We start from the raw sequence: 20,291 nt of genomic DNA on the forward strand, positions 1-20,291 counted from the left end.
GAACCCGCCGAGCCCGGCGCCCCACGAACGCCTCAGCCGACGATGTGCTCCGGGCGCACCGGGACCCGTGGCAGCTCCTTGCCCGTCGCGGCGCGGATGGCTGCCACGATCGCCGGGGTGGAGGAGATCGTCGGGGGCTCGCCGACTCCGCGCAGGCCGTAGGGGGCGTTCGGGTCGGCCCGTTCCAGCACGTCGATATCCATCGGCGGCATGTCGAGCACCGTCGGGATCAGGTAGTCCGTGAACGACGGGTTGCGGATCTTCCCGTCCCGCGTCTGGATCTCCTCCATCACCGCCAGCCCGAGCCCCTGCGCCGAACCGCCCTGGATCTGGCCCAGCACGGCCTGCGGGTTCAGCGCCCGCCCGACGTCCTGCGCGCAGTCCAGCGCGACCACCTTCACCAGCCCCAGCTCGGTGTCCACGTCCACCACCGCCCGGTGCGCGGCGAACCCGTACTGCACGTGCGCGTTCCCCGCGCCGGTCTCCGGGTCGAGCACCTCGGTCGGCCGGTGCCGCCACTCCACGGTCTCGTCGTAGACGTCGTCGCCGAGCGCGTCGGCCAGGTCCGCGACCACACCGTCCCGGGTGGACACCAGCTTGCCGCCCACCAGTTCCAGGTCGGGCGATCCGATCCGCTTGGCCAGCGCCGTCCGCACCGCCACGCACGCGGCCCGCACCGCTCCCCCGGTCACGTACGTCTGCCGGGACGCCGACGTCGAACCGGCGTTGCCGATCGAGGTGTCCATCGGCAGGATCGTCACCTGCTCCACGCCCAGCTCGGTCCGCACGATCTGCTGCAGCACCGTGACCAGGCCCTGCCCGACCTCGCACGCCGCGGTCTGCACCGTCGCGGCCGCCTCGCCGCCCACGACCCGCAGTTGCACGCGCGCGGTCGAGTAGTCGTCGAAGCCCTCGGAGAAGCAGATGTTCTTGATCCCGACGGCGTACCCGACGCCACGCACGACCCCCTCGCCGTGGGTGGTGTTCGAGACGCCGCCGGGCAACGTCCGCAGGTCCCGCTCGCCGGATGGCGCGGGCGGCAGCGGTTTCGCGGCCACCCGTCGCAGCAGCTCGGCGACCGGCGCGGCCGAGTCCACGACCTGCCCGGTCGGCATGCGGGAGCCCTCGCTCATCGCGTTGCGGACCCGCACCTCGACCGGGTCCAGCCCGCACGCCTGCGCGAGCTTGTCCATTTGGGACTCGTACGCGAAGGCCGCCTGCACCGCACCGAAGCCGCGCATCGCCCCGCAGGGCGGGTTGTTCGTGTACGCGCCCCAGCAGTCGACCGCGACGTTGTCCACGTCGTACGGCCCCACGCCGAGGGTCGCGGCGTTGGCGACGACCGCGCCGGTGGACGAGGCGTACGCGCCGCCGTCGAGGAACAGCCGCGCCTTGACGTAGACGAGCTTCCCGTCCCGGTCGGCGCCGTGCTCGTAGTACATCTTCGCGGGGTGCCGGTGCACGTGGCCGTAGAACGATTCCTCGCGGTTGTAGACCATCTTCACCGGCTTGCCGGTGCGCAGCGCGAGCAGGCACGCGTGGATCTGGATGGACAGGTCCTCGCGCCCGCCGAACGCGCCGCCGACCCCGCCGAGCGTCAGCCGCACCTTGTCCTCGGGCAACCCGAGTGCGGCGACGATCTGCCGCTGGTCGACGTGCAGCCACTGCGTCGCGACGTACAGGTCGACGCCGCCGTCCTCGGCCGGGACCGCGAGCCCGGACTCCGGGCCGAGGAACGCCTGGTCCTGCATGCCCACCTCGTACACGCCCGACACCACCACGTCGGCGGTCGCGGCCGGGTCACCGCGGCGGATCGGCACGTGCCGCACGACGTTGCCGTTCGGGTGGACCTTCGGCGCGTCGCCGCGCACCGCGCGCTCGGCGTCGGTGACCGGTTCCAGCACCTCGTAGTTCACCCGGATTCGTTTCATCGCCCGGCGTGCGGTCTCCGGGTGGTCGGCCGCCACGAGCGCGACCGGTTCGCCCTGGTAGCGCACCACGTCGACGGCCAGCACCGGCTGGTCCGGGTGCTCCAGGCCGTACCGGTTCACGCCCGGCACGTCCTCGTGGGTGAGCACGGCCTCCACGCCCGGCACCTTCAGCGCCTCGGTGATGTCGATGCCGGTGATGCGGGCGGACGGGTGCGGGCTGCGCAGGGTCACGCCCCACACCATGTCCTCGTGCCACAGGTCCGAGGAGTACGCGAACTCGCCGCGCACCTTCACGATCCCGTCCGGGCGGCGCGGGCTGGCGCCGATCCCGCCGGCTGTGCCGGTGCGCTCGACTGACGTGGTCATCGCAACCTCCTGCTCGCGGCCGCCAGCTCGCCCGCGATCGCGGTCTCGTCGTCCGTGCGCAGCTCGCCGTCGGCGACCACCGTCCGGCCGCTGACGAGCAGCAGCTTCAGCGGCGGGGTCGCACCGAGCACGAGCGCGGCCAGCGGGTCGTCGATCCCCGCGTAGCGCAGGCCGTTCAGGTTCCACACGGCGAGGTCGGCGAGCTTGCCGGGCTCGATGGAGCCGAGTTCGCCGTCCCGGCCGAGGCAGCGTGCGCCGCCCATGGTGCCCATCCACAGCGCCTCGCGGACGGCCAGCGCGGTCGGGCCGCCGCGTTGCCGCGCCTGCAGCAACGCCTGGTGCAGCTCCTCGCCGAGCCCGCCGGACTCGTTGGACGCGGCGCCGTCGACCCCGAGGCCGACCGGGGCGCCGGCGTCGAGCAGGTCCCGCACCGGGGCGATCCCGGTGCCGAGGCGGCCGTTCGACGTCGGGCAGTGCGCCGAACCGGTGCGGGTGGCGCCCATGCGGCGGATCGCCGGGCCATCGAGGTGGACGGTGTGTGCGAGCCACACGTCGTCGCCGAGCCAGCCCAGCTTGTCGGCGTACTCGGCGGGTGTGCAGCCGTTCTCGGCGACGCACTGCTCTTCCTCGTCCAGCGTCTCGGCGAGGTGGGTGTGCAGCCGGACTCCCGTGCGCCGCGCCAGGTCCGCGGCCTGGCGCATCAGATCCTCGCTGACCGAGAACGGCGAGCACGGCCCGGCGGCGATCCGGATGCGGGCGTCGCGCGCCGGGTCGTGGTGGGCGTCGATCGCGGCTTCGGTGCCCAGCAACGCGGCTTCGGTGGTTTCCACCAGGTTGTCCGGCGGCAGGCCGCCGTCGGACTCGCCGCGGTCCATCGACCCGCGCACGAGGTGCGCGCGCACGCCGATCCGGTTCGTCGCCGCGACGAGCGCCTCGATCTGGTCGCCGCTGTCCTGTGGGAAGACGTAGTGGTGGTCGGCGACCGTGGTGCAGCCGGTCATCGCCAGGTGTGCCATCCCGGCGGTCGCGGCGGCATGCGTGATGCCGGCGTCCAGCCGCTTCCAGACCGGGTACAGGTGGACCAGCCACTCGAACAACGTGGCGTCGGCCGCGAGCCCGCGGGTGGCCCACTGGTACAGGTGGTGGTGGGTGTTGACCAGGCCGGGGGTGACCAGGCAGCCTGCGGCGTCGATTCGCTCCCCCGGCACGGCCGCCGGGCCGGGGCCGACGGCGGTGATCGTGTCGCCGTCGATGACGACGTGCCCGCTGCGGTGCTCGGCGCCGTCGGCGTCGACCGTCGCGATGGCGGCGTTCTCCAGGATCAGGGTCATTTCGCCGCCGCCCGCACCGCGTCGAGGATCTTCTCGTAGCCCGTGCAGCGGCAGAGGTTCCCGGCGAGGGCCTCGCGGATCTCCTCGTCGCTCGGGTTCGGCACCCGGTTCAGCAGGTCGTGCGCGGCGACCACCAGGCCGGGCGTGCAGAAGCCGCACTGCACGGCGCCCGCGTCCACAAAGGACTGCTGCACCGGATCGAGCCGGTCGCCGTCGGCCAGTCCTTCGACGGTGCGCACCTCACGTCCCTCGGCCTGCCCCGCGGCGACCAGGCACGCGCAGACCGGCGTGCCGTCCAGGTAGACCGTGCAGGAACCGCATTCGCCCTGCTCGCAGGCGTTCTTCGAGCCGGGCAGGCCGAGCCGCTCGCGCAGCAGGTAGAGCAGGCTCTCGCCCTCCCACACGTCGTCGGCCTGCCGGGCTTCACCGTTGACCGTCACGTTCACGCGCATGTCCGCTCACTTCCCAGGTAGTCCTGCCAGGCCCAGCCGAGTGTCCGGCGGGCGAGCACCGCCAGCGCGTGCCTGCGGTACTCCGCGGTGCCGCGCACGTCGTCGATCGGCGCGGCCGCCGACGCGACCAGCTCGCCGAAGCGCCGCTTGACCGAGTCGCGCAGCGGCGCGGGCGCGTCCCACGGCAGCTCGGCGGCCAGGAACTCCTCGGCTTCGGCGGCTCGGCGGGGGGTGGGCGCCGCGGAACCGATCGCCGCACCCGCGCGCCGGTGCTCCGGATCGAGCGCGACGGCGAACGAGCACACCGCGATGACCATGGCGTTGCGCGTGCCGACCTTCGCGAACTGCTGGGGCGCGGTCGCGACCGGCAGGTGCACGGCCACGATCAGCTCGTCCGGCGCGAGGCTGTGCTTCTTGACGCCGACGTAGAAGTCGTCCGCATCGATCATCCGGGTGCCTCGCGTGGAGGCGACCTCGACCCGCGCGCCCGTCGCCAGCAGCACCGGGTGCGTGTCCCCCGCGGGCGAGGCAGCGCCGAGGTTGCCGCCGACCGTGCCGCGGTTGCGGATCTGCGGCGAGCCGACCGTGCGCGAAGCCATCGCCAGCGCGGGCAGCTGTTCACCCAGCTCAGTGATGAGCCGCGTGTAGGAAACGCCCGCGCCGAGCCGGACCACGCCGTCCTCGACGGTCCACCCGGCGAGTTCCGCGACGCGGGTCAGGTCGAGCAGCGCGTCCGGACGGCGGTGGTCGAAGTTCAGCTCGACCATGACATCCGTGCCGCCCGCCAGTGGCACGGCGTCCGGGTGCTCGGCCTTCGCGGCGAGCGCCTCGGCCAGGTTCGCCGGTCGCAGGAATTCCATGGAAAGAAGTAGACGCCCGGGGCACGGGCACCGGCAACGGCGGCTCAGTACGAACCGACAGCAGCGTACGGGCCCGCGTTTGTGCTTTCCTACAACCCTGATGACGACCGTGAAAACTCTGCTGGAGATCCCGGAACTGCGCCTGCGGTTGCGCACCGGCGCCGGGCAGCTCGGCCGCGCGGTCAGCCGGATCTACGTCACCGAGCTGCCCGACCCGAGCCGGTACGTCTCGGCGGGCGAGGTCGTCCTCAGCGGGCTGCTGTGGTGGCGCGAGCCGGGCGACGCCGGGCCGTTCGTCGCCGCGCTGGCCCGCGCCGGGGTCGCCGCGCTGGCCGCGTCCGGCGCGGACACCGGCGGGATCCCGCCGGACGTCGTGCAGGCGTGCGCGCAGCACCGCATCCCGCTGCTGGAGGTGCCCGCCGACCTGTCGTTCGCGGTGATCACCGAGCGCGTGGTGCTGGAGCTGGCCGCGGCGCGGGGCCGGGAACCGAGCGGCGCCCGCAAACGCTTGCTGGCCGCGGCGACCGAGGACATCTCGCTGCCCGCGTTGCTGCGGCAGGGTGCGATCGAGCTGGGCGCGCCGTGCTGGGTGCTGTCCGGGACGGGGCGGGTCGTCGCGGGCACGGCCGTGCCGCCCGAGGATCTCGTCGCGCATTTCGTGCCGGGCCGGGAGGTCACGGTCCACGACGGGTACGCGCTGATGCCGGTCGGCGGGAGCTTCGCGGTGCCGTGGCTGCTGGCGGTCGCGCAGCCGGAGCCGGGTGAGCTGGCCGCGGAGCTGGCCGAGCTGGTGCGGCTGGCGCGGGCGCGGGCCGACCAGGTGCGGCGCATGTCGGGCCGGGCGGCCGAGCCGTTGCTCCAAGCCCTGGCCGACGGCGGGCCGGTCGGGGACGCCTTCGCCGCGTCCGGACTGCCCGCGGACACGGAGCTCCGCGTGCTGCTCGCGCGGGCGCCGGACGAGAGCCCGGCACTGGCGGCGGAGGTGCTGGCCGAACTGCTCGCCGAGGCGCGGCCGCTGGTCGGCGTCGTCGGCGAGGACGCCTACGCGCTGGTCGCCGGACCGGGCAACTGGATGCGCGCGGCGGCCGAGGCGCTGACGCGGCTGGACCGGCTGATGTCGTTGTCGCGGTTCCACCTGGGTTCCGGCGGCCCGGCGTCGGTGGACGGCCTGCACGGGGCGACGCAGGAGGCGCGGCACGCGGTCGAACTGGCGGCCCGCCGCGGCGGGCGGATCGAGCTGGTGGCGGGCGAGGACATCGCCGTGCACCAGTTGCTGGCTGCCGGCGCGCCGGACGAGCTGCGCCGGTCGGTGCGGGAGCGCGTGCTCGGGCCGTTGCTCGCCTACGACGCGGCGCAGGGCACGGATCTGGTGCACACCGTGCGGGTGTACCTGGAGTGCTCCAGCTCGCCGACCGCGGCGGCGCGGGCGCTGCACGTCCACGTCAACACGCTGCGGTACCGCATCGCGCGGGCGTCGGAGCTGCTCGGCGTGGACCTCAACGACTTCGTCACCCAGGTGGACGTGTATCTCGCGCTTCTGGTTACCGTCTAAGCGGGTTAACTGGTAACGTCCGGTGCATGGAGGAATTCGAGACACCGGGCGGGACCGTGCGCTGGGCTTCTTCGGGTTCCGGCCCGCCGGTCGTGTTGCTGCACGGCACGCCGTTCTCGTCGTCCGTGTGGCGGGACATCGCGTCCGCGTTGAGCGAGCGGCACCAGGTGTTCGTCTGGGACATGCTGGGTTACGGGCGGTCCGAGAAGCGGGACGGCCAGGACGTGTCGCTGGGGACGCAGGCGGAGATCTTCGCGTCGCTGCTGGAGCACTGGGGGCTGGAGTCCCCGTCGGTCGTGGCGCACGACTTCGGCGGCGTCGTCTCGCTGCGGGCGCACCTGCTCCATGGCGCACGTTACGACCGGCTCGCCCTGGTCGACGTCGTGGCGATCGCGCCGTGGGGGACGCCGTTCTTCCACCTGGTGCGGGACAACCCGTGGGTCTTCGAGCAGCTGCCGTCACACCTGCACGAAGCGATCGTGCGCACCCAGACCGCGACCGCGTCCGCTGCCGGTCTGCGCGACGGCGTGCTGGACGAGTTGGTCGCGCCGTGGCTCGGCGCCGCGGGGCAGGCCGCGTACTACCGGCAGATCGCGCAGGCGGACCAGCGGTTCACCGACGAGATCGAGCCGCTGCTGGGCTCGCTGGACCTGCCGGTGCTGGTCGGCTGGGGCGAGGCCGACGAGTGGATCCCGGTCGAGCAGGGCAAGGAACTGGCGTCGCGCATCCCGGGCGCGCGGCTGCGCCTGTTCCCCGGCACCGGGCACCTGGTGCAGGAGGACGCGCCGGCCGCGCTCACCGCCACCCTGCTGGAATTCCTCGGTCAGCCGCGGAAGGTCGCGTAGCTCTCCAAACGCGCGCGGGTGAGGCCGGTCAAGTTCTCGGCCTCGGCGGTGTCGATGGCGCCGCAATCCAAGCCGCGCAACAGGAAACCGGACAACGCCCGTGCCGTGGCCGGCTCGTCGAGCACGCCGCTGTCCACTTGTGCGGCGTAGTCCCGCAACCTCGCCGCCGCCGCGGGCAGGCCCTCGCGGAAGAAGGCGTACGTCGCGGCGAAGCGGGTGGGCAACTGATGCGGGTGCAGGTCCCACCCCTGGTAGAAGCCGCGCTCCAGGGAGCGTCGCACCAGCCGCAGATGCTCGCGCCAGGCCGGCACCAGCGCGTCGCCCACCGGAAGTTTGTTCGTCGACCCGTCAGACAGGCGCACACCCGTCCCCGCGGCGCTGACCTGCATGAACGCCTTCGCGAAGTCCGCCGCCGGGTGGTCCATGCTCTGGTGCTCCGCGGCGATGCCCAGGCCGGCGCTGTAGTCGTAGGTGCCGTAGTGCAGCCCACTGCACCGGCCCTCGGCGGCCTGCACGATCCGGGCCACCGCGACGCGGCCTTCACCGTCCACGATGGACTGCGCGGTTTCGATCTGCACCTCGAACCGCAGCGCGCCGTCCGGGAGACCGTAGGCCGTCTCCAGGTGGCCGAGCACCTCGGCGGCGGCGCCGACCTGCTCGACCGCCGTCACCTTCGGCAACGTCACCACGAACCCGGCAGGCAGCTCGCCGTGCTCCAGCAGCCCGGACAGGAACAGGTCGAGCGTCCGGATGCCGCGACGGCGGGTCGCCCGTTCGAAGCTCTTGAACCGGATCCCGCAGAACGGCGTGACCGGGTTCGCCGCCAGCACACGGCCCGCCGTGACCGCGGCCTCGTCCTCGGCGTCGTCGCCGGGGCGGCCGTAGCCGTCCTCGAAGTCGATGCGCAGGTCCTCGATCGGTTCGGTGACCAGCTTGCGCCGCACCCGCTCGGCCACGGCCGGGTCGAGCCCGAGCGCGTCGCCGCACGCGTCGAACACGGCCCGCGCCTGCTCGCCCCAGCGCGCGACCAGATCGGCGGAGTACCGGTGCGCGGGCACGTAGACCGTGTGCACCGGTTGCCGCCCGGACGGCTCACCGGGGTAGCGCGCCTCGACCCGTGCGTCCACTTCGGACAGCCGGGCGTCGATGCCCGCGTACACGTCCCCGGTGAGCCGTCCGGCCACGGTTACTTGATCCGCTCGTAGGCGGGCAGGGTCAGGAAGTCGACGAACTCGTCGGCGAGCGCGACCTCCTCGAAGATCTCGACCGCCGGGGCGAGCAGGTCGGCCGGGACCTGGCCGTCGAGCTCCTTGCGCACGTCGTCCAGCACCGACTTGACCAGGTCGCGGGTGACCTTCTGGCCGTTGTCGAGCTGGGTGCCGTTCTGCACCCACTGCCAGATCTGCGAGCGCGAGATCTCCGCGGTCGCGGCGTCCTCCATCAGGTTGTGGATGCCCGCCGCGCCGTTGCCGCCCAGCCACGACGCGATGTAGCGGACGCCGACGTCGACCGCGCCACGCAGGCCGGCCTCGGTCGCGCCGCCCTCGGTGCTCGCGACGTCGAGGAGCTGGTCGGCGGTCACCGACACGTCCTCACGCAGCCGGTCGAGCTGGTTCGGCTTGTCGCCGAGGACCTTGTCGAACTCCTCCTTGCACAGCTCGACCATGCCCGGGTGCGCGACCCACGAGCCGTCGAAGCCGTCATTGGCCTCGCGGGCCTTGTCGGCGTGGACCTTCTTCGAGGCGTTCTCGTTGACCTCGGGGTCCTTGCTCGGGATGAACGCGGCCATGCCGCCGATCGCGAACGCGCCGCGCTTGTGGCAGGTGCGCACCAGCAGCTCGGTGTAGGCGCGCATGAACGGCGCGGTCATGGTGACGCTGTTGCGGTCCGGCAGCACGAACTTCTCGCCCGCGTCGCGGAAGTACTTGATGACGCTGAACAGGTAGTCCCAGCGGCCCGCGTTGAGGCCGGAGGCGTGCTCGCGCAGCTCGTAGAGGATCTCCTCCATCTCGAACGCGGCCGGGATGGTCTCGATCAGGACGGTGGCGCGGACGGTGCCGTGCTCGATGCCCAGGGTCTTCTCCGCGTGGGTGAAGACGTCGTTCCACAGCCGGGCCTCGAGGTGGCTCTCCATCTTCGGCAGGTAGAAGTACGGGCCCTTGCCGCGCTCGAGCAGCTCCTTCGCGTTGTGGAAGAAGTAGAGCCCGAAGTCGACCAGCGCGCCGACACCCTTGCGGCCGCCGAAGGTCAGGTTGTGCTCGTCGAGGTGCCAGCCGCGCGGGCGGACCACGATGGTCGCCAGCTCGATGTCCTTGCGCAGCTCGTAGTGCTTGCCGTTGGAGTCGAGCTCGATGGTGCCGCGGATCGCGTCGTACAGGTTGACCTGGCCGCCGACGACGTTGTGCCAGTGCGGGGTGTTGGCGTCCTCGAAGTCGGCCAGCCACACCTTGGCGCCCGAATTGAGGGCGTTGATCGTCATCTTGCGGTCGGTCGGGCCGGTGATCTCCACGCGGCGGTCGCGCAGGGCGGGCGGCGCCTCGGCCACTCGCCAGTCGCCCTCGCGGATCTCCTTGGTCTCGGGGAGGAAGTCCAGGCGCCCGGTGCGCTTGGCCTCCTCGCGCCGCTTCGCGCGGGCGGCGAGCAGCTCGTCACGGCGAGCCGCGAAGTTCTCGTGCAGCCCGGCCAGGAAGTCCAGCGCTTCCCGGGTCAGGATCTCGTCGCCTCGCTCGACGGAGCCACCGAGCACCTGGACGTCAGCCATGCGGAACACTCCCAAGAAGACTTGCGGTTCGGTTTTTTACATCCCGGACTATAGTTTCTACATAGCGGAAGCTCAATGTGAGGAGTCGCGGTGGCCGAGGAGAAGGCAGGACGAGACGGCGGGGTCCAGTCGCTGCGTCGCGCGTTCGAGCTGCTCGAGCGGCTGGCTGACACCGGTGGCGAGGCCAGCCTGTCCGAGCTGGCGGCCACGTCCGGCCTGCCGATGCCGACGATCCACCGCCTGATCCGCACGCTCGTGCAGCTCGGCTACGTGAGGCAGAACACGAACCGGAAGTACGCGCTGGGGGCGCGGCTGATCCGGCTCGGCGAGAACGCGAGCATGCAGTTCGGCGCGTGGGCGCGTCCGCTGCTGGCGGAACTGGTGGAGGCGACCGGCGAGACGGCGAACCTGGCGGTGCTGGAGCGCGACGAGGTGGTGTACGTGTCGCAGGTGCCGTCGAAGCACTCGATGCGGATGTTCACCGAGGTCGGGCGGCGGGTGCTGCCCCACGGGACGGGCGTCGGGAAGGCCATCCTGTCGCAGCTGCCCGCCGAGGACGTCCGCGCGTTGCTGGACCGCACGGGCATGCCCGCGTACACCGACCACACCTTCACGGACCCCGACGAGCTGCTGGCGCACCTCGCCCAGGTGGCGGCGCAGGGCTACGCCGTCGACGAGAGCGAGCAGGAATTGGGAGTGCGGTGCATCGCGGTCCCGCTCACCGGGACACCGGCTCCCGCGGCGGTCTCGGTGTCCGGCCCCTCCGGCCGGCTGACACGCGAGGCGGTCTCGCGGATCGCCCCGCTGGTCCAGGCGACCGCGGCGACGTTGTCGACGCACCTCGCGGAGAGCGCCTGATCAGCCGAACCAGGGGTTTTCGAGGGGCTGGTCGTCGACCTGGATGTGGTAGTCGGCGCCGCCGTTCGCGACTGCGGTGACCGTCGCGGTGACCCCGTAGCGCTTGCCCCCGACGGTGAGCACGCAGCGAGCGGTCTTACCCGGCTGCGCGGTCAGCGGATCCGGGCAATCGACCGCCTCGGGCCGGTGCCCGACCATGCTGAGGACCGTGTCGGAAATCCCCTGCTCGACGGTCTCCTGACTGAGCGAACGGGTCGTCCCGACGGTGACTGTGCAGCCGGCGAGCAGCAGGGCGGAGCAGACGACGAGCGCGGCGCGGAACATTGCGAGAACCCCCAGGAAGTGAAAGAGCGCGCCGCCTCCCCAGCGACGCGCCCTCACATCCTGCACTGCTCTGACCTGGCTTGCACAGCGTTCCCGATCTTCTCACCCGATCAGGGGGATGCGGTCGAGGATGTCGCAGCGGAGGTCGAGCGCCGCGACCAGTTCGGCGGGATCGCGGTGGTCGCGGATCCGGTCGAGGGCGTCGACGCGGTCGGCGAACAGCGTGAACCCGCGGAACCGGCGCGCATCGGTGAGCAGGAACTCCGCCAGCGCCGGAGTGATCACGTGGGCGAGGAACCGCTCGTCCGGCCCGTTGACGTCGAACCGGTCGTCGAAGGCCGGGTGGCCGGTGCGGAAGTCGCCCTGCCCGACGGCCGCGTTGATCTTGCTGACCATTCCCACCGTCTGCCGCACGTACACCGGCGGGCACGGCGCGGGCGTGCGCACCCAGATGCAGAGTTCGGTGGTGATCTGGTGCATGTAGAAGATTTCGAGCGTCGCGGCGACGAACGGGCGGCCGCGGTGGGTGCCGGTGATGATGTCGTGAGCGCTTCGCGCGTGCGGGGGCCGGATGAAGTGCTGTTCCAGCGGCCCCGGCGCCTTGGCCTGGAAGCCGGACCGCCATACCGGCTGGTTCGGCCGCCAGAACTGGCTCTGCTCCGGGCTCCAGAACTGCTCGTACTGCCGGTTGTAGGCCTCGGCCAACGAATCGTCGCGCTCGACGTACGTCCACCCCCGCCGCGGCAACTCCTCCCGCAACTTGGCGAGCGTGACCGCCGCGGCGGCGCCCTGCCTGCGGTTGAACCACACGATCAGCCAGGTGATCAGCCCCATGAAGAGCACCGACCCGCCGACCGCGATCGCGACGACCGCTCCCGCGCTCACCGGCTCGAACCGTCCGCGAACAGGTCGGTCTCCTCGAACGGCTCGTCGTCCTGCGCGGGCGGCCGCCGGTGCGCCGCGGGCGCACGAGGCGGCACCGGCGTCGGGGCGGGAGGCGGTGGCGGCGGAACAGCCGGGCGCTCCTCGAAGAGCTGGTCGGCGGTCTCCAGCGGTTCCTCTTCGCGAGGTGGGACGAACACGGGAGCCGGACCGGGGTGTTTCGGCCGCTGGTCGCCGAACGTGTTCTCGTCCGCGTCGAGCACGCGGTCCAGCAGCTCGGTGTCGCCGAGGCCCCGGCGCACGACCTCGGCCTGCTGCCTGGCCGCGGCGGCCCGCGCGACCGCGAGGGTGTGCATCACCGCCGCGGACAGCGCGGCCGGCGGCAGGTCGCGGACGCGTTCGCCGAAGGTCACCGCCTTGACCTCGCCGCCCGCGCCCGCGACGACCCGGACGGCGCCGTCCGGCGAGACCGCCTCCGCGGTCACGTCCTTCAGTTCCCCGGCCATCTGCTCGTAGGCCTGGGCGCGGCGGCGGTTGTCGGCCGCCGCGGTGTCGATGGCCTCGATCCGGCGCAGCAACTGCTGGGCGAACTCGCTCACCGCGTCTCCTCCGGGCGGATGGTCGACAGGAATTCGTGGAAGTCGCCGACGACCTGGTCGAACTGCTCGGCGAGCGAGCTCAGCACGATCTGCAGCACGGCGTACCGGCTCGGCTCACGGGTGTCGCGGATGCCGAGGAACACCTGGAGCTGCACCACCTGCTCGGGCTTGCCGTTCAGCATCAGGGACAGGCGCACGGCCTGTGTCAGGCCGGGGCCGCCCGCGGACCCGGCCTCCTTGCGCCTGCCGAGCTGGGCGTCCGGCGCGCCGCGGCGCAGCCGGTCCAGCGCCGCGTCGGCGAGTTCGGTCAGCGACACGTCGCGGGGGTGCAGCTCGCCGCTGATCGTGATGTTCGGGGTGAACCCCTTGACCGCGGGCGGGCGCAGGGCCACGAACGCGGCCTCGTCGGCCTTGACCTCGGCCGGTCGCACCGACTGCCAGCCCTCGGGCAGCGAGAACTGGATCGGCACCGGAATGGTGGCTACCACGATGTCTCCGTCTCCGTCCTAGAACAGGAAGTCCGCGACCGCGTCCGCGGCGTTGGCCAGCCCGTGCCCGACGTCCGTCGCGATGTCGGCAACGTCGTCGGCCACGTCCGTCACAGTGTCCACGACCTCCTGCGGGTCGATCGCGATGTCGAACCCGACGTCCGCGCCGATGCCCAAGGTCAGGCCGAGCGACGCGCTCAGGTGGAACTTGCCGTCGTCGCCCATCCCGATCTGGCCGTCCGCGTGCGCACCGACCCCGGCCGAGAGCCCGCCGTGAACGCCCGCGCTGAGGCCAGCCCCCTCGGCGCTCGCCGCGACACCGGCCCGGACGCCGGCAGAGCCTCCCAGGCTGCCCCGGACACCGGTCAGGCTCGCGCTTCCCTCGGCCTCGGCCCGCACTCCAACGGAGGCTTCCGCGTGCCCGGAAGCGCCGGCGTGCTCCCCGAGCTTGACCTGTCCCTCTGCCGACCCCTTGGCCAGCCACGCCTCGGCGTTCGCCGCCGCGGTCACACCGAGGGCGTTGACGCTTCCGGACACGCCGGCGCTGGCGCCGAAGAGCGAGCCCTCGAGCTTCCCCGATCCCGACAGCGCACCGGCGCCGAAAGAGCCGTCCAGGCTCCCGCCCACCAGCTCCCCGCTCGCGGAGGCGCTGAAGGTCTCGTCCGAGAGGTCGAAGCCGAGCGCTTCGAGGGTCTCGTCGATCCGGTCGCTGAGCATCCCGTCGGACTGGGAGCCCCACTCGAACCCCTTCTGCCTCCCGGGTTCGTGGCTCTTCTCGCCGAGCTCCTTGCGGTACCCGCCGTCGCCGTCGGGCTCGAAACCGAAGGCCGCCGCGACGGAATCGCCGATCTGGCTCACGTGGGCGCGGGCGAAGTCGAGCACCGACTGGGCTTCCCTCGCCAGGGCCTCGCCGGGGTCCTGGAACGGGGCGAGAGCCTGACCGACGGCCTGAGCCTGCGCGGCCTGGGCGTCGTACTGGGTGGCTGCCGCGCGGGAGGCGGCCTGCGCCTCGGTGTACATCTCGATGGCGCGCTGCGCTTCGGACTGCGCCCAGGTCAGCGCGTCGCCGAAGTCCGCGAGCGCCTGACCGCCCTGGCCGAGGAGCGCCGCGGTCTCGATCCACTTGGGCGGCTCCGCGCCGAACGCCTCCCGGAAGGCATCGGCGGCCGCACCGCTCCACTGCGCGGGGGCGATCCCGGCGAGCCCGTCGCCGGTGGTGCCGATCTGCTGGATGCCGGCGACCAGGTCGCGCAGGTCGCCTGCGATCAGCTCCGGCTCGCCCGGGATCAGCTCCCTGGGGTTGGTCGTCTCACCGAGTCCGGCGGCCATCAGTAGGTCCGCTCGTCGGCGTCGAACTCGGCGGGGTTCAGCCGGCTGGAGATGCTGCCGCCGTCCGGGAACAGCTCGCGCGCGCGTTCCGGGCTCATGATCCCGGCCTGCTCGACCGGACCACTGGCGGCGCCCTGGAGACCGGCGGCGCTCGCGGGCGCGCTGCCCGTCACGCGAGCACCGGCGAAGCCGCCGCCGACCATGCCGCCGAGCGGGTCACCGGTCTCGCCGATCAGCTCGCCGATGCCGGCCAGGGACCGGCCGGCGTCGTCGTCCGACTCCAGGTACACGCCTGCCGCGACACGCAGGCTCTCGCCGTGCTCCTCGGCCTTGGCGCGCAGCTTCTTCAGCTGCGCCTCCATCTCGCGGAGGAAATCGGTCCAGCCCGCCTGCACGCCGGCGTGCCCGTAGTCGCCGGCCGGTGCGCGGAAGGCCACGCCGGCGACGCCGGACACGACGTCCCCGATGGTGCTCGCCGTCTGCCGCAGTTCGTCCGGGACCGCGCCGAAGCCGGTCATCGCCCACCCCCAGTCAAGGAAAAGGCGCGCCGCTCCCCGCGGCGCGCCTTCACAGACTGGCGAAATCCAGCCGACCTTGTACGGCGTTTATGATCATCTCACCCGGACGGGTGACGGCTCATCCGAGCAGGGCGTCCACGAAGGCGGCCGGCTCGAAGGGCGCCAGGTCGTCCGGCCCTTCGCCCAGTCCGACGAGCTTCACGGGCACCCCGAGTTCCCGCTGGACCTGGAACACGATGCCGCCCTTGGCGGTGCCGTCGAGCTTGGTCAGCACGATCCCGGTGACGTTCACGACCTCCCGGAACACGCGGGCCTGCATCAGCCCGTTCTGGCCGGTCGTGGCGTCGAGGACCAGCAGCACCTCGTCGACCTTGGCCTGCTTCTCGACGACCCGCTTGACCTTGCCGAGCTCGTCCATCAAGCCGGTCTTCGTGTGCAGGCGGCCCGCCGTGTCGATCAGCACCGCGTCGACCCCGGCGTCCACGCCCCGCTTGACCGCGTCGAACGCCACGGACGCCGGGTCGGCGCCCTCCTTGCCGCGCACGACCTCGGCCCCGACCCGCTCCGACCAGGTCTGCAGCTGCTCGGCCGCCGCCGCGCGGAAGGTGTCCGCGGCGCCCAGCAGCACCTCGCTGCCCTGCGCGACCAGCACCCGCGCGAGCTTGCCCGTCGTCGTGGTCTTGCCGGTGCCGTTGACACCCGCGACCAGCACGACGGCCGGCTGCTTCGTCCCGTCCACGGTGTGCGCGAGCGCCCGCACCGAGCGGTCCCAGTCCGGGTGCAGCGCGTTGGTCAGCACGGTCTTGAGCACCGTGCGCGCCTCCGCGGACGTCCGCACCGCCCGCGCGGTCAACTCGGTCCGCAGCGTCTCCACGATCTCCGTCGTCGTGGCCGCTCCGAGGTCCGCCATCAGCAGGGTGTCCTCGACGTCCTGCCACGAGTCCTCGTCCAGGTCACCGGCGCCGAGCAGGCCGAGCAGGCTCTGCCCGAACATCGACCGGGACTTCGACAGCCGCCCGCGCAGCCGCTCGATCCGCCCGGAGACCGGCTCCGGCTCCTCGACCGCGACCGCGACCTTCTCCGGCTCACGCGCGGCAGGTACCTCGGGCGTCGCAGGCACCTCGGGTGTGGCCGGGACCTGCGCCGGCGGCGCGGGCGCCTCGGCCTCCGGGAGGCCCACGTCGACGATGCCCCGGCGGGGCGAGTCGCGGGGCACGGAGGCGTCGTCGCCGACACCCGGCTGCCCGTCCACCTCGGTGCGCTCACCCGCGGGGTGCTCGGGCGGTTCGGCCGTCTCCGTCTTCTGACCACCAGGCGCCAGGGCGATGCCGCCGCCGGCCTGGTAGTTCCCGCCTCTCGGGGGCTTGGTCTCCCGCTCCGGCTCCGCCTCGGTCAGGCTGATCCGCCGCCTGCGGGCGAAGACCAGACCGGTGATGAGGAGGATCGCCAGCAGGACGACGACCACCAGGATGATCCAGAACCAGAGGTTTTCCGCCACGTGGCCATCCTCGCATCTGCTGGTTGACCGGGCAGGACACCCCTCGCGGACAAAAACTCACCGGATGCCTTGCGCTCCGGTCAAAAAAGGACTAGACCACTCGGTCATGCGCGTCGTCGGGCTCATCTCCGGCACGTCGGTCGACGGGATCGACGTGGCACTGGCCGAGTTGACCGCGTCCGGCGACGAGGTCGTGCTCGTCCCGCTCGGGCACTCGTCGGTCCCCTACCCCGGCGACCTGCGGCGGGAGCTGCTCGCGGCGCTCCCGCCGTCCGGAACCACCGTCGAGCAGGTCACGCGCCTGGACACCAGGGTGGGGCAGGCCTTCGCCGAAGCCGCGAGCACCTTGTCCGGCACCGCGGACCTGGTCGCCTCCCTCGGCCAGACCGTCTTCCACTGGGTCGACGGCGGTCGCGCCCGCGGCTCCCTGCAGCTGGGACAGCCGGCCTGGATCGCGGAACGGACCGGGCTGCCGGTGGTCGCCGACCTGCGTGTCCGGGACATCGCGGCGGGCGGGCACGGCGCTCCCCTGGCCAGCACGCTCGACGCGTTGTGGCTGCGCGACCTGGCCCCGGCCGTCGCGCTGAACATCGGCGGCATCGCCAACGTGACCGTCGTGCGGGCGGACGGCGTGCAGGCCTTCGACACCGGCCCGGGCAATGCCCTGCTCGACCTCGCCGCGCACCAGGTGACCGGCGGCGCCCAGAGCAGCGACCTGGACGGCGCCATCGCCGCCCGCGGGCAGATTCACGAGGAACTGCTCCGCCGCCTCCTCGACGAGCCCTTCTACGCGGCCCCGCCACCGAAGTCGACCGGCAAGGAGCTGTTCCACGCCGGCTACCTGCGTGCCGCGACCGACGGGCTCGACGTCCGCGACGAGGACCTGCTCGCCACCCTCACCGAGCTGACCGCCGTCACCATCGCCCGCGCCTGCGCGGACGCGACCACCGTGATCGTCTCCGGCGGCGGCGCCGACAACCCGTCGCTGATGCGCGCGCTGGCGCGGCACCTGCCCGCCGCCCGGCTGGCGACGAGCGACGAGTTCGGGCTGCCCCGCGACGCGAAGGAGGCGTACCTGACCGCGTTGCTCGGCTGGCTCACCTGGCACGGTGTCCCGGCGAACCTGCCGGAGGCGACCGGCGCACGCGGACCCCGGCTGCTCGGCAGCATCACCCCGGGCGCGCACCCGCTGTCGATGCCCGCTCCACATCCGGTGACCGTCACCCGTCTGCGGGTAGCGGCCCACCCGGACCAACCGATAGGAGTGCCTGATGCACCCAGTTGACCTGGCGATCATCGTGGTCTACCTGGCCGCGATGCCCGCGATCGGCGTGCTCGTGGGGCGGCGCCAGCGCTCGGCGGCGGACTACTTCATCGGCGAACGCAGCCTGCCGTGGTGGGCGGTGTGCTTCTCGATCGTCGCCACCGAGACCTCCACGCTCACCGTGATCAGCACGCCGGGCCTGATCTGGGCGGCGTCCGGCAACTACAACGGCCTGACCTACCTGCAGCTGCCGTTCGGCTACATCATCGGGCGCACGCTCGTGTCGTTCGTCCTGCTGCCGCGCTACTTCAAGGGACAGCAGACCACCGCGTACGCGTTCCTCGGCGAGCGGTTCGGCTCGGCCATGCAGGGTGTGTCGTCGGTGGCGTTCATCGTGACGCGGCTGCTGGCCGAGGGCGTGCGGCTGTTCGCCGGCGCGATCCCGATCCAGGTCATCCTCAAGCACTTCGGGCTGAACACGTCGTACTGGCAGATCGTGGTGGTGCTGACCGCGCTCACCGTGATCTACGCGCTGGTGGGCGGCATCAAGGCCGTCGTGTGGGTGGACGTGATCCAGCTGTCGGTCTACATCGGCGGCGCGATCATCGCGATGATCGTGCTGGCCGGGAAACTTCCCGACGGGTGGACCTCGCGCGCCGCGGACGCCGGGATCTTCCGGCTGTTCGACTTCAACTTCGACGTCCTGCACCTGCTGACCAGCCAGTACGCGTTCGTCACGGCCGTGGTCGGCGGCGCGATCTTCACCATGGCCTCGCACGGCACGGACCAGCTGATCGTGCAGCGGTTCCTGGCCTGCCGCAGCGTCGCCGACGGCCGCAAGGCGCTGATCGGCAGCGGCGTCGCGGTGACCGTCCAGTTCGCGTTGTTCCTGTTCGTCGGCGCGATGCTGTGGGCGCACAACGGGTTCCGCACCCTGCCCGAGCTGGGCGTGAAGGGCGACGACGTGTTCACCAACTTCATCACCAGCGAACTGCCGGTCGGCGTCGCGGGACTGCTGATCGCCGCGATCCTGGCGTCCACGATGGGCGCGCTCGCCTCGGCGCTCAATGCGTTGTCCAACTCGACGGTCGCCGACCTCTACCAGCGGTTCACCAAGCGGCAGCCGGAGGATTCGAAACTGCTGCGGCACGGCCGGATCTGGACGCTGGTGTGGGCGGTGGTGTTCGCGGTGTTCGGTTCGCTGTTCAGCAACCGGAACAACCCGGTGATCGAGCAGGGCCTGTCGATCACCGGCTACACCTACGGCGCGATGCTGGGCGCGTTCTTCCTCGGCATGTGGGTCAAGCGCGCGCGGCAGCTGGACGCGATCATCGCGTTCGTGGTGACAGTCGCGGTGATGGCGGTCGTGGTGCTGGGGGTGAAGATCCCGCCCGCGCCCGGAGCGAGGCCGGTCGTGCTGGCATTCCCGTGGTATACGCTGCTCGGCGTACTGATCACGCTCGTCGTGGGCGGCGCGCTGTCCCTGCGGCACCGCACTCCGGACACCACGGCCGCGAAGGAACCGGAGCCGGTCTAGATGGATGCGAACGCCCTGCTGTCCACCGCGCAGGAGTGCGCGGAGTTCCTGTCGGGGCAACTGCACCGCGACTGGTCGGCCGCGATTCCGGAGATGGACATGACGGTCGCGCAGGTCGTCGCCCACATCGCGGACTGCGTGCACTGGTACTCCTACGACCTCGCGGCCGGGCCGGTCGAGTTGTCGACGATGGAGACGAAGGTGCGGCCGGAGTCCGAGCCGGCCGAGCTGGTGGTCACGCTGGGCACGACGGCGAAGGTGCTGGCGGCGGTGGTCGCGACCAGCTCGCCCGACGCCCGCGGCTGGCACCCGTGGGGCGTCGCCGACGCGTCCGGTTTCGCGGCCATGGCGTGCGACGAGCTGCTGGTGCACACCTCCGACGCGGCGCGCGGACTGGGCGTGGAGTTCTCGCCGACGCCCCGCCTGGCGGCCGCCGCGCTGTACCGGCTGTTCCCGTGGACGCCGATGGACACCGACCCGTGGCCCACGTTGCTGTGGGCCAACGGGCGGGCGTCCCTGCCGGGCCACCCGAGACTGACGAAGTGGCGGTGGCACTGCGCGCCACTGTCCGAATGGGACGGTTCGGCGCCGATCAGCTAGGACGTGCGGCCGCTGGGTGGGCGTATCACCGGCGCGGCGGGGCGGCAGCGGCCAGAGCGCCGACGCGGCACTGGCGGGCGGCCAGCCACCGTGCCGAGCGGCCTCGCGATGCGGCCGGCCGCCCCGGCGCACCGGCTGGACCACCATCCAGCCGCGCGGCCGCACGCCCGGGCCCGCCGCACCACAGCAGCGACACCCCGCCACCCGCCCGACCACCAACCGCGCTCAGCCCGAGCACCCACAGCACACGAATAACCACCACAACGCCCCCGGCCGACGCACACCGACACCCACGC

Annotated in this window: 19 protein-coding genes; 6 read left to right on the forward strand and 13 right to left on the reverse strand. The window is 72.3% G+C overall.

The window, feature by feature from the left end:
* Positions 1–32: 32 nt before the first annotated feature.
* Genes pucD through AMYTH_RS0120120 form a run of 4 tightly spaced genes read right to left on the reverse strand, consistent with a single transcriptional unit; the run spans position 33 to position 4,940 of the window.
* Positions 33–2,297 (reverse strand): xanthine dehydrogenase subunit D, encoded by a 2,265-nt coding sequence (gene pucD / locus AMYTH_RS0120105; RefSeq protein ID WP_027931827.1) that lies wholly within the window; start codon positions 2,295–2,297, stop codon positions 33–35.
* A complete protein-coding gene (locus tag AMYTH_RS0120110) occupies positions 2,294–3,628 on the reverse strand; it encodes an 8-oxoguanine deaminase (RefSeq protein ID WP_027931828.1) in 1,335 nt (444 codons plus the stop codon). Before AMYTH_RS0120110 ends, pucD begins: the two co-directional genes overlap by 4 nt.
* The gene (locus tag AMYTH_RS0120115; protein WP_017987550.1) at positions 3,625–4,080 is read right to left on the reverse strand and encodes a (2Fe-2S)-binding protein; all 456 of its coding nucleotides are present in this window, start codon (positions 4,078–4,080) and stop codon (positions 3,625–3,627) included. Before AMYTH_RS0120115 ends, AMYTH_RS0120110 begins: the two co-directional genes overlap by 4 nt.
* Complete coding sequence (locus AMYTH_RS0120120) at positions 4,071–4,940, reverse strand: FAD binding domain-containing protein (RefSeq protein WP_027931829.1); 870 nt, start codon at positions 4,938–4,940, stop codon at positions 4,071–4,073. The genes AMYTH_RS0120115 and AMYTH_RS0120120 overlap by 10 nt, the downstream gene beginning before the upstream one ends.
* Before the next feature lie 100 nt (positions 4,941–5,040).
* Between AMYTH_RS0120120 and AMYTH_RS0120125 the strand changes: the two genes are divergently transcribed.
* Both AMYTH_RS0120125 and AMYTH_RS0120130 read left to right on the forward strand, forming a co-directional pair.
* Complete coding sequence (locus AMYTH_RS0120125; RefSeq protein ID WP_027931830.1) at positions 5,041–6,492, forward strand: PucR family transcriptional regulator; 1,452 nt, start codon at positions 5,041–5,043, stop codon at positions 6,490–6,492.
* Positions 6,493–6,518: 26 nt separating this feature from the next.
* Positions 6,519–7,337 carry an alpha/beta fold hydrolase gene (locus tag AMYTH_RS0120130; protein WP_027931831.1) on the forward strand — a complete coding sequence of 273 codons (819 nt, stop codon included), beginning with the start codon at positions 6,519–6,521 and terminating at the stop codon, positions 7,335–7,337.
* On the opposite strand, the gene AMYTH_RS0120135 is transcribed toward AMYTH_RS0120130, so the two are convergent.
* Both AMYTH_RS0120135 and aceB read right to left on the reverse strand, forming a co-directional pair.
* Positions 7,316–8,521 (reverse strand): DUF6986 family protein, encoded by a 1,206-nt coding sequence (locus AMYTH_RS0120135; protein WP_027931832.1) that lies wholly within the window; start codon positions 8,519–8,521, stop codon positions 7,316–7,318. The genes AMYTH_RS0120130 and AMYTH_RS0120135 overlap by 22 nt on opposite strands.
* A gap of 2 nt (positions 8,522–8,523) precedes the next feature.
* Positions 8,524–10,098, reverse strand: a complete 1,575-nt coding sequence (aceB, locus tag AMYTH_RS0120140; protein WP_027931833.1) for a malate synthase A — start codon at positions 10,096–10,098, stop codon at positions 8,524–8,526.
* Positions 10,099–10,188: 90 nt separating this feature from the next.
* Between aceB and AMYTH_RS0120145 the strand changes: the two genes are divergently transcribed.
* Positions 10,189–10,956, forward strand: coding sequence for an IclR family transcriptional regulator (locus AMYTH_RS0120145; protein ID WP_027931834.1), 768 nt, complete (start codon positions 10,189–10,191; stop codon positions 10,954–10,956).
* Here the strand turns inward: AMYTH_RS0120145 and AMYTH_RS0120150 are convergent, their stop codons facing one another.
* The 7 genes from AMYTH_RS0120150 to ftsY all read right to left on the reverse strand — a co-directional run bounded on the left by AMYTH_RS0120150 (position 10,957) and on the right by ftsY (position 16,594).
* Positions 10,957–11,280 carry a DUF4333 domain-containing protein gene (locus AMYTH_RS0120150; RefSeq protein ID WP_027931835.1) on the reverse strand — a complete coding sequence of 108 codons (324 nt, stop codon included), beginning with the start codon at positions 11,278–11,280 and terminating at the stop codon, positions 10,957–10,959. It lies immediately after the preceding gene.
* A 102-nt stretch (positions 11,281–11,382) separates the two neighbouring features.
* On the reverse strand, positions 11,383–12,165 hold the full coding sequence (locus AMYTH_RS0120155; protein ID WP_027931836.1) for a hypothetical protein: 783 nt from the start codon (positions 12,163–12,165) through the stop codon (positions 11,383–11,385).
* On the reverse strand, positions 12,162–12,761 hold the full coding sequence (locus tag AMYTH_RS0120160) for a YbaB/EbfC family nucleoid-associated protein (protein WP_037322619.1): 600 nt from the start codon (positions 12,759–12,761) through the stop codon (positions 12,162–12,164). The genes AMYTH_RS0120155 and AMYTH_RS0120160 overlap by 4 nt, the downstream gene beginning before the upstream one ends.
* Complete coding sequence (locus AMYTH_RS0120165; protein ID WP_027931838.1) at positions 12,758–13,249, reverse strand: hypothetical protein; 492 nt, start codon at positions 13,247–13,249, stop codon at positions 12,758–12,760. Before AMYTH_RS0120165 ends, AMYTH_RS0120160 begins: the two co-directional genes overlap by 4 nt.
* 18 nt (positions 13,250–13,267) lie before the next feature.
* On the reverse strand, positions 13,268–14,578 hold the full coding sequence (locus AMYTH_RS48940; RefSeq protein WP_027931839.1) for a putative T7SS-secreted protein: 1,311 nt from the start codon (positions 14,576–14,578) through the stop codon (positions 13,268–13,270).
* Positions 14,578–15,096 (reverse strand): type VII secretion target, encoded by a 519-nt coding sequence (locus AMYTH_RS47100; RefSeq protein ID WP_051362760.1) that lies wholly within the window; start codon positions 15,094–15,096, stop codon positions 14,578–14,580. Before AMYTH_RS47100 ends, AMYTH_RS48940 begins: the two co-directional genes overlap by 1 nt.
* 118 nt (positions 15,097–15,214) lie before the next feature.
* A complete protein-coding gene (ftsY, locus tag AMYTH_RS0120180; protein ID WP_027931840.1) occupies positions 15,215–16,594 on the reverse strand; it encodes a signal recognition particle-docking protein FtsY in 1,380 nt (459 codons plus the stop codon).
* A 106-nt stretch (positions 16,595–16,700) separates the two neighbouring features.
* Between ftsY and AMYTH_RS0120185 the strand changes: the two genes are divergently transcribed.
* Genes AMYTH_RS0120185 through AMYTH_RS0120195 form a run of 3 tightly spaced genes read left to right on the forward strand, consistent with a single transcriptional unit; the run spans position 16,701 to position 19,995 of the window.
* Positions 16,701–17,879 (forward strand): anhydro-N-acetylmuramic acid kinase, encoded by a 1,179-nt coding sequence (locus AMYTH_RS0120185; RefSeq protein ID WP_027931841.1) that lies wholly within the window; start codon positions 16,701–16,703, stop codon positions 17,877–17,879.
* Positions 17,866–19,395, forward strand: a complete 1,530-nt coding sequence (locus AMYTH_RS0120190; RefSeq protein WP_027931842.1) for a sodium:solute symporter — start codon at positions 17,866–17,868, stop codon at positions 19,393–19,395. Before AMYTH_RS0120185 ends, AMYTH_RS0120190 begins: the two co-directional genes overlap by 14 nt.
* Positions 19,396–19,995: a maleylpyruvate isomerase N-terminal domain-containing protein gene (locus AMYTH_RS0120195; protein WP_027931843.1), complete on the forward strand. Its 600-nt coding sequence runs from the start codon at positions 19,396–19,398 to the stop codon at positions 19,993–19,995.
* The last annotated feature ends 296 nt before the right edge of the window (positions 19,996–20,291 follow it).

This window comes from Amycolatopsis thermoflava N1165 (assembly GCF_000473265.1).
Lineage (GTDB): Bacteria > Actinomycetota > Actinomycetes > Mycobacteriales > Pseudonocardiaceae > Amycolatopsis_E > Amycolatopsis_E thermoflava.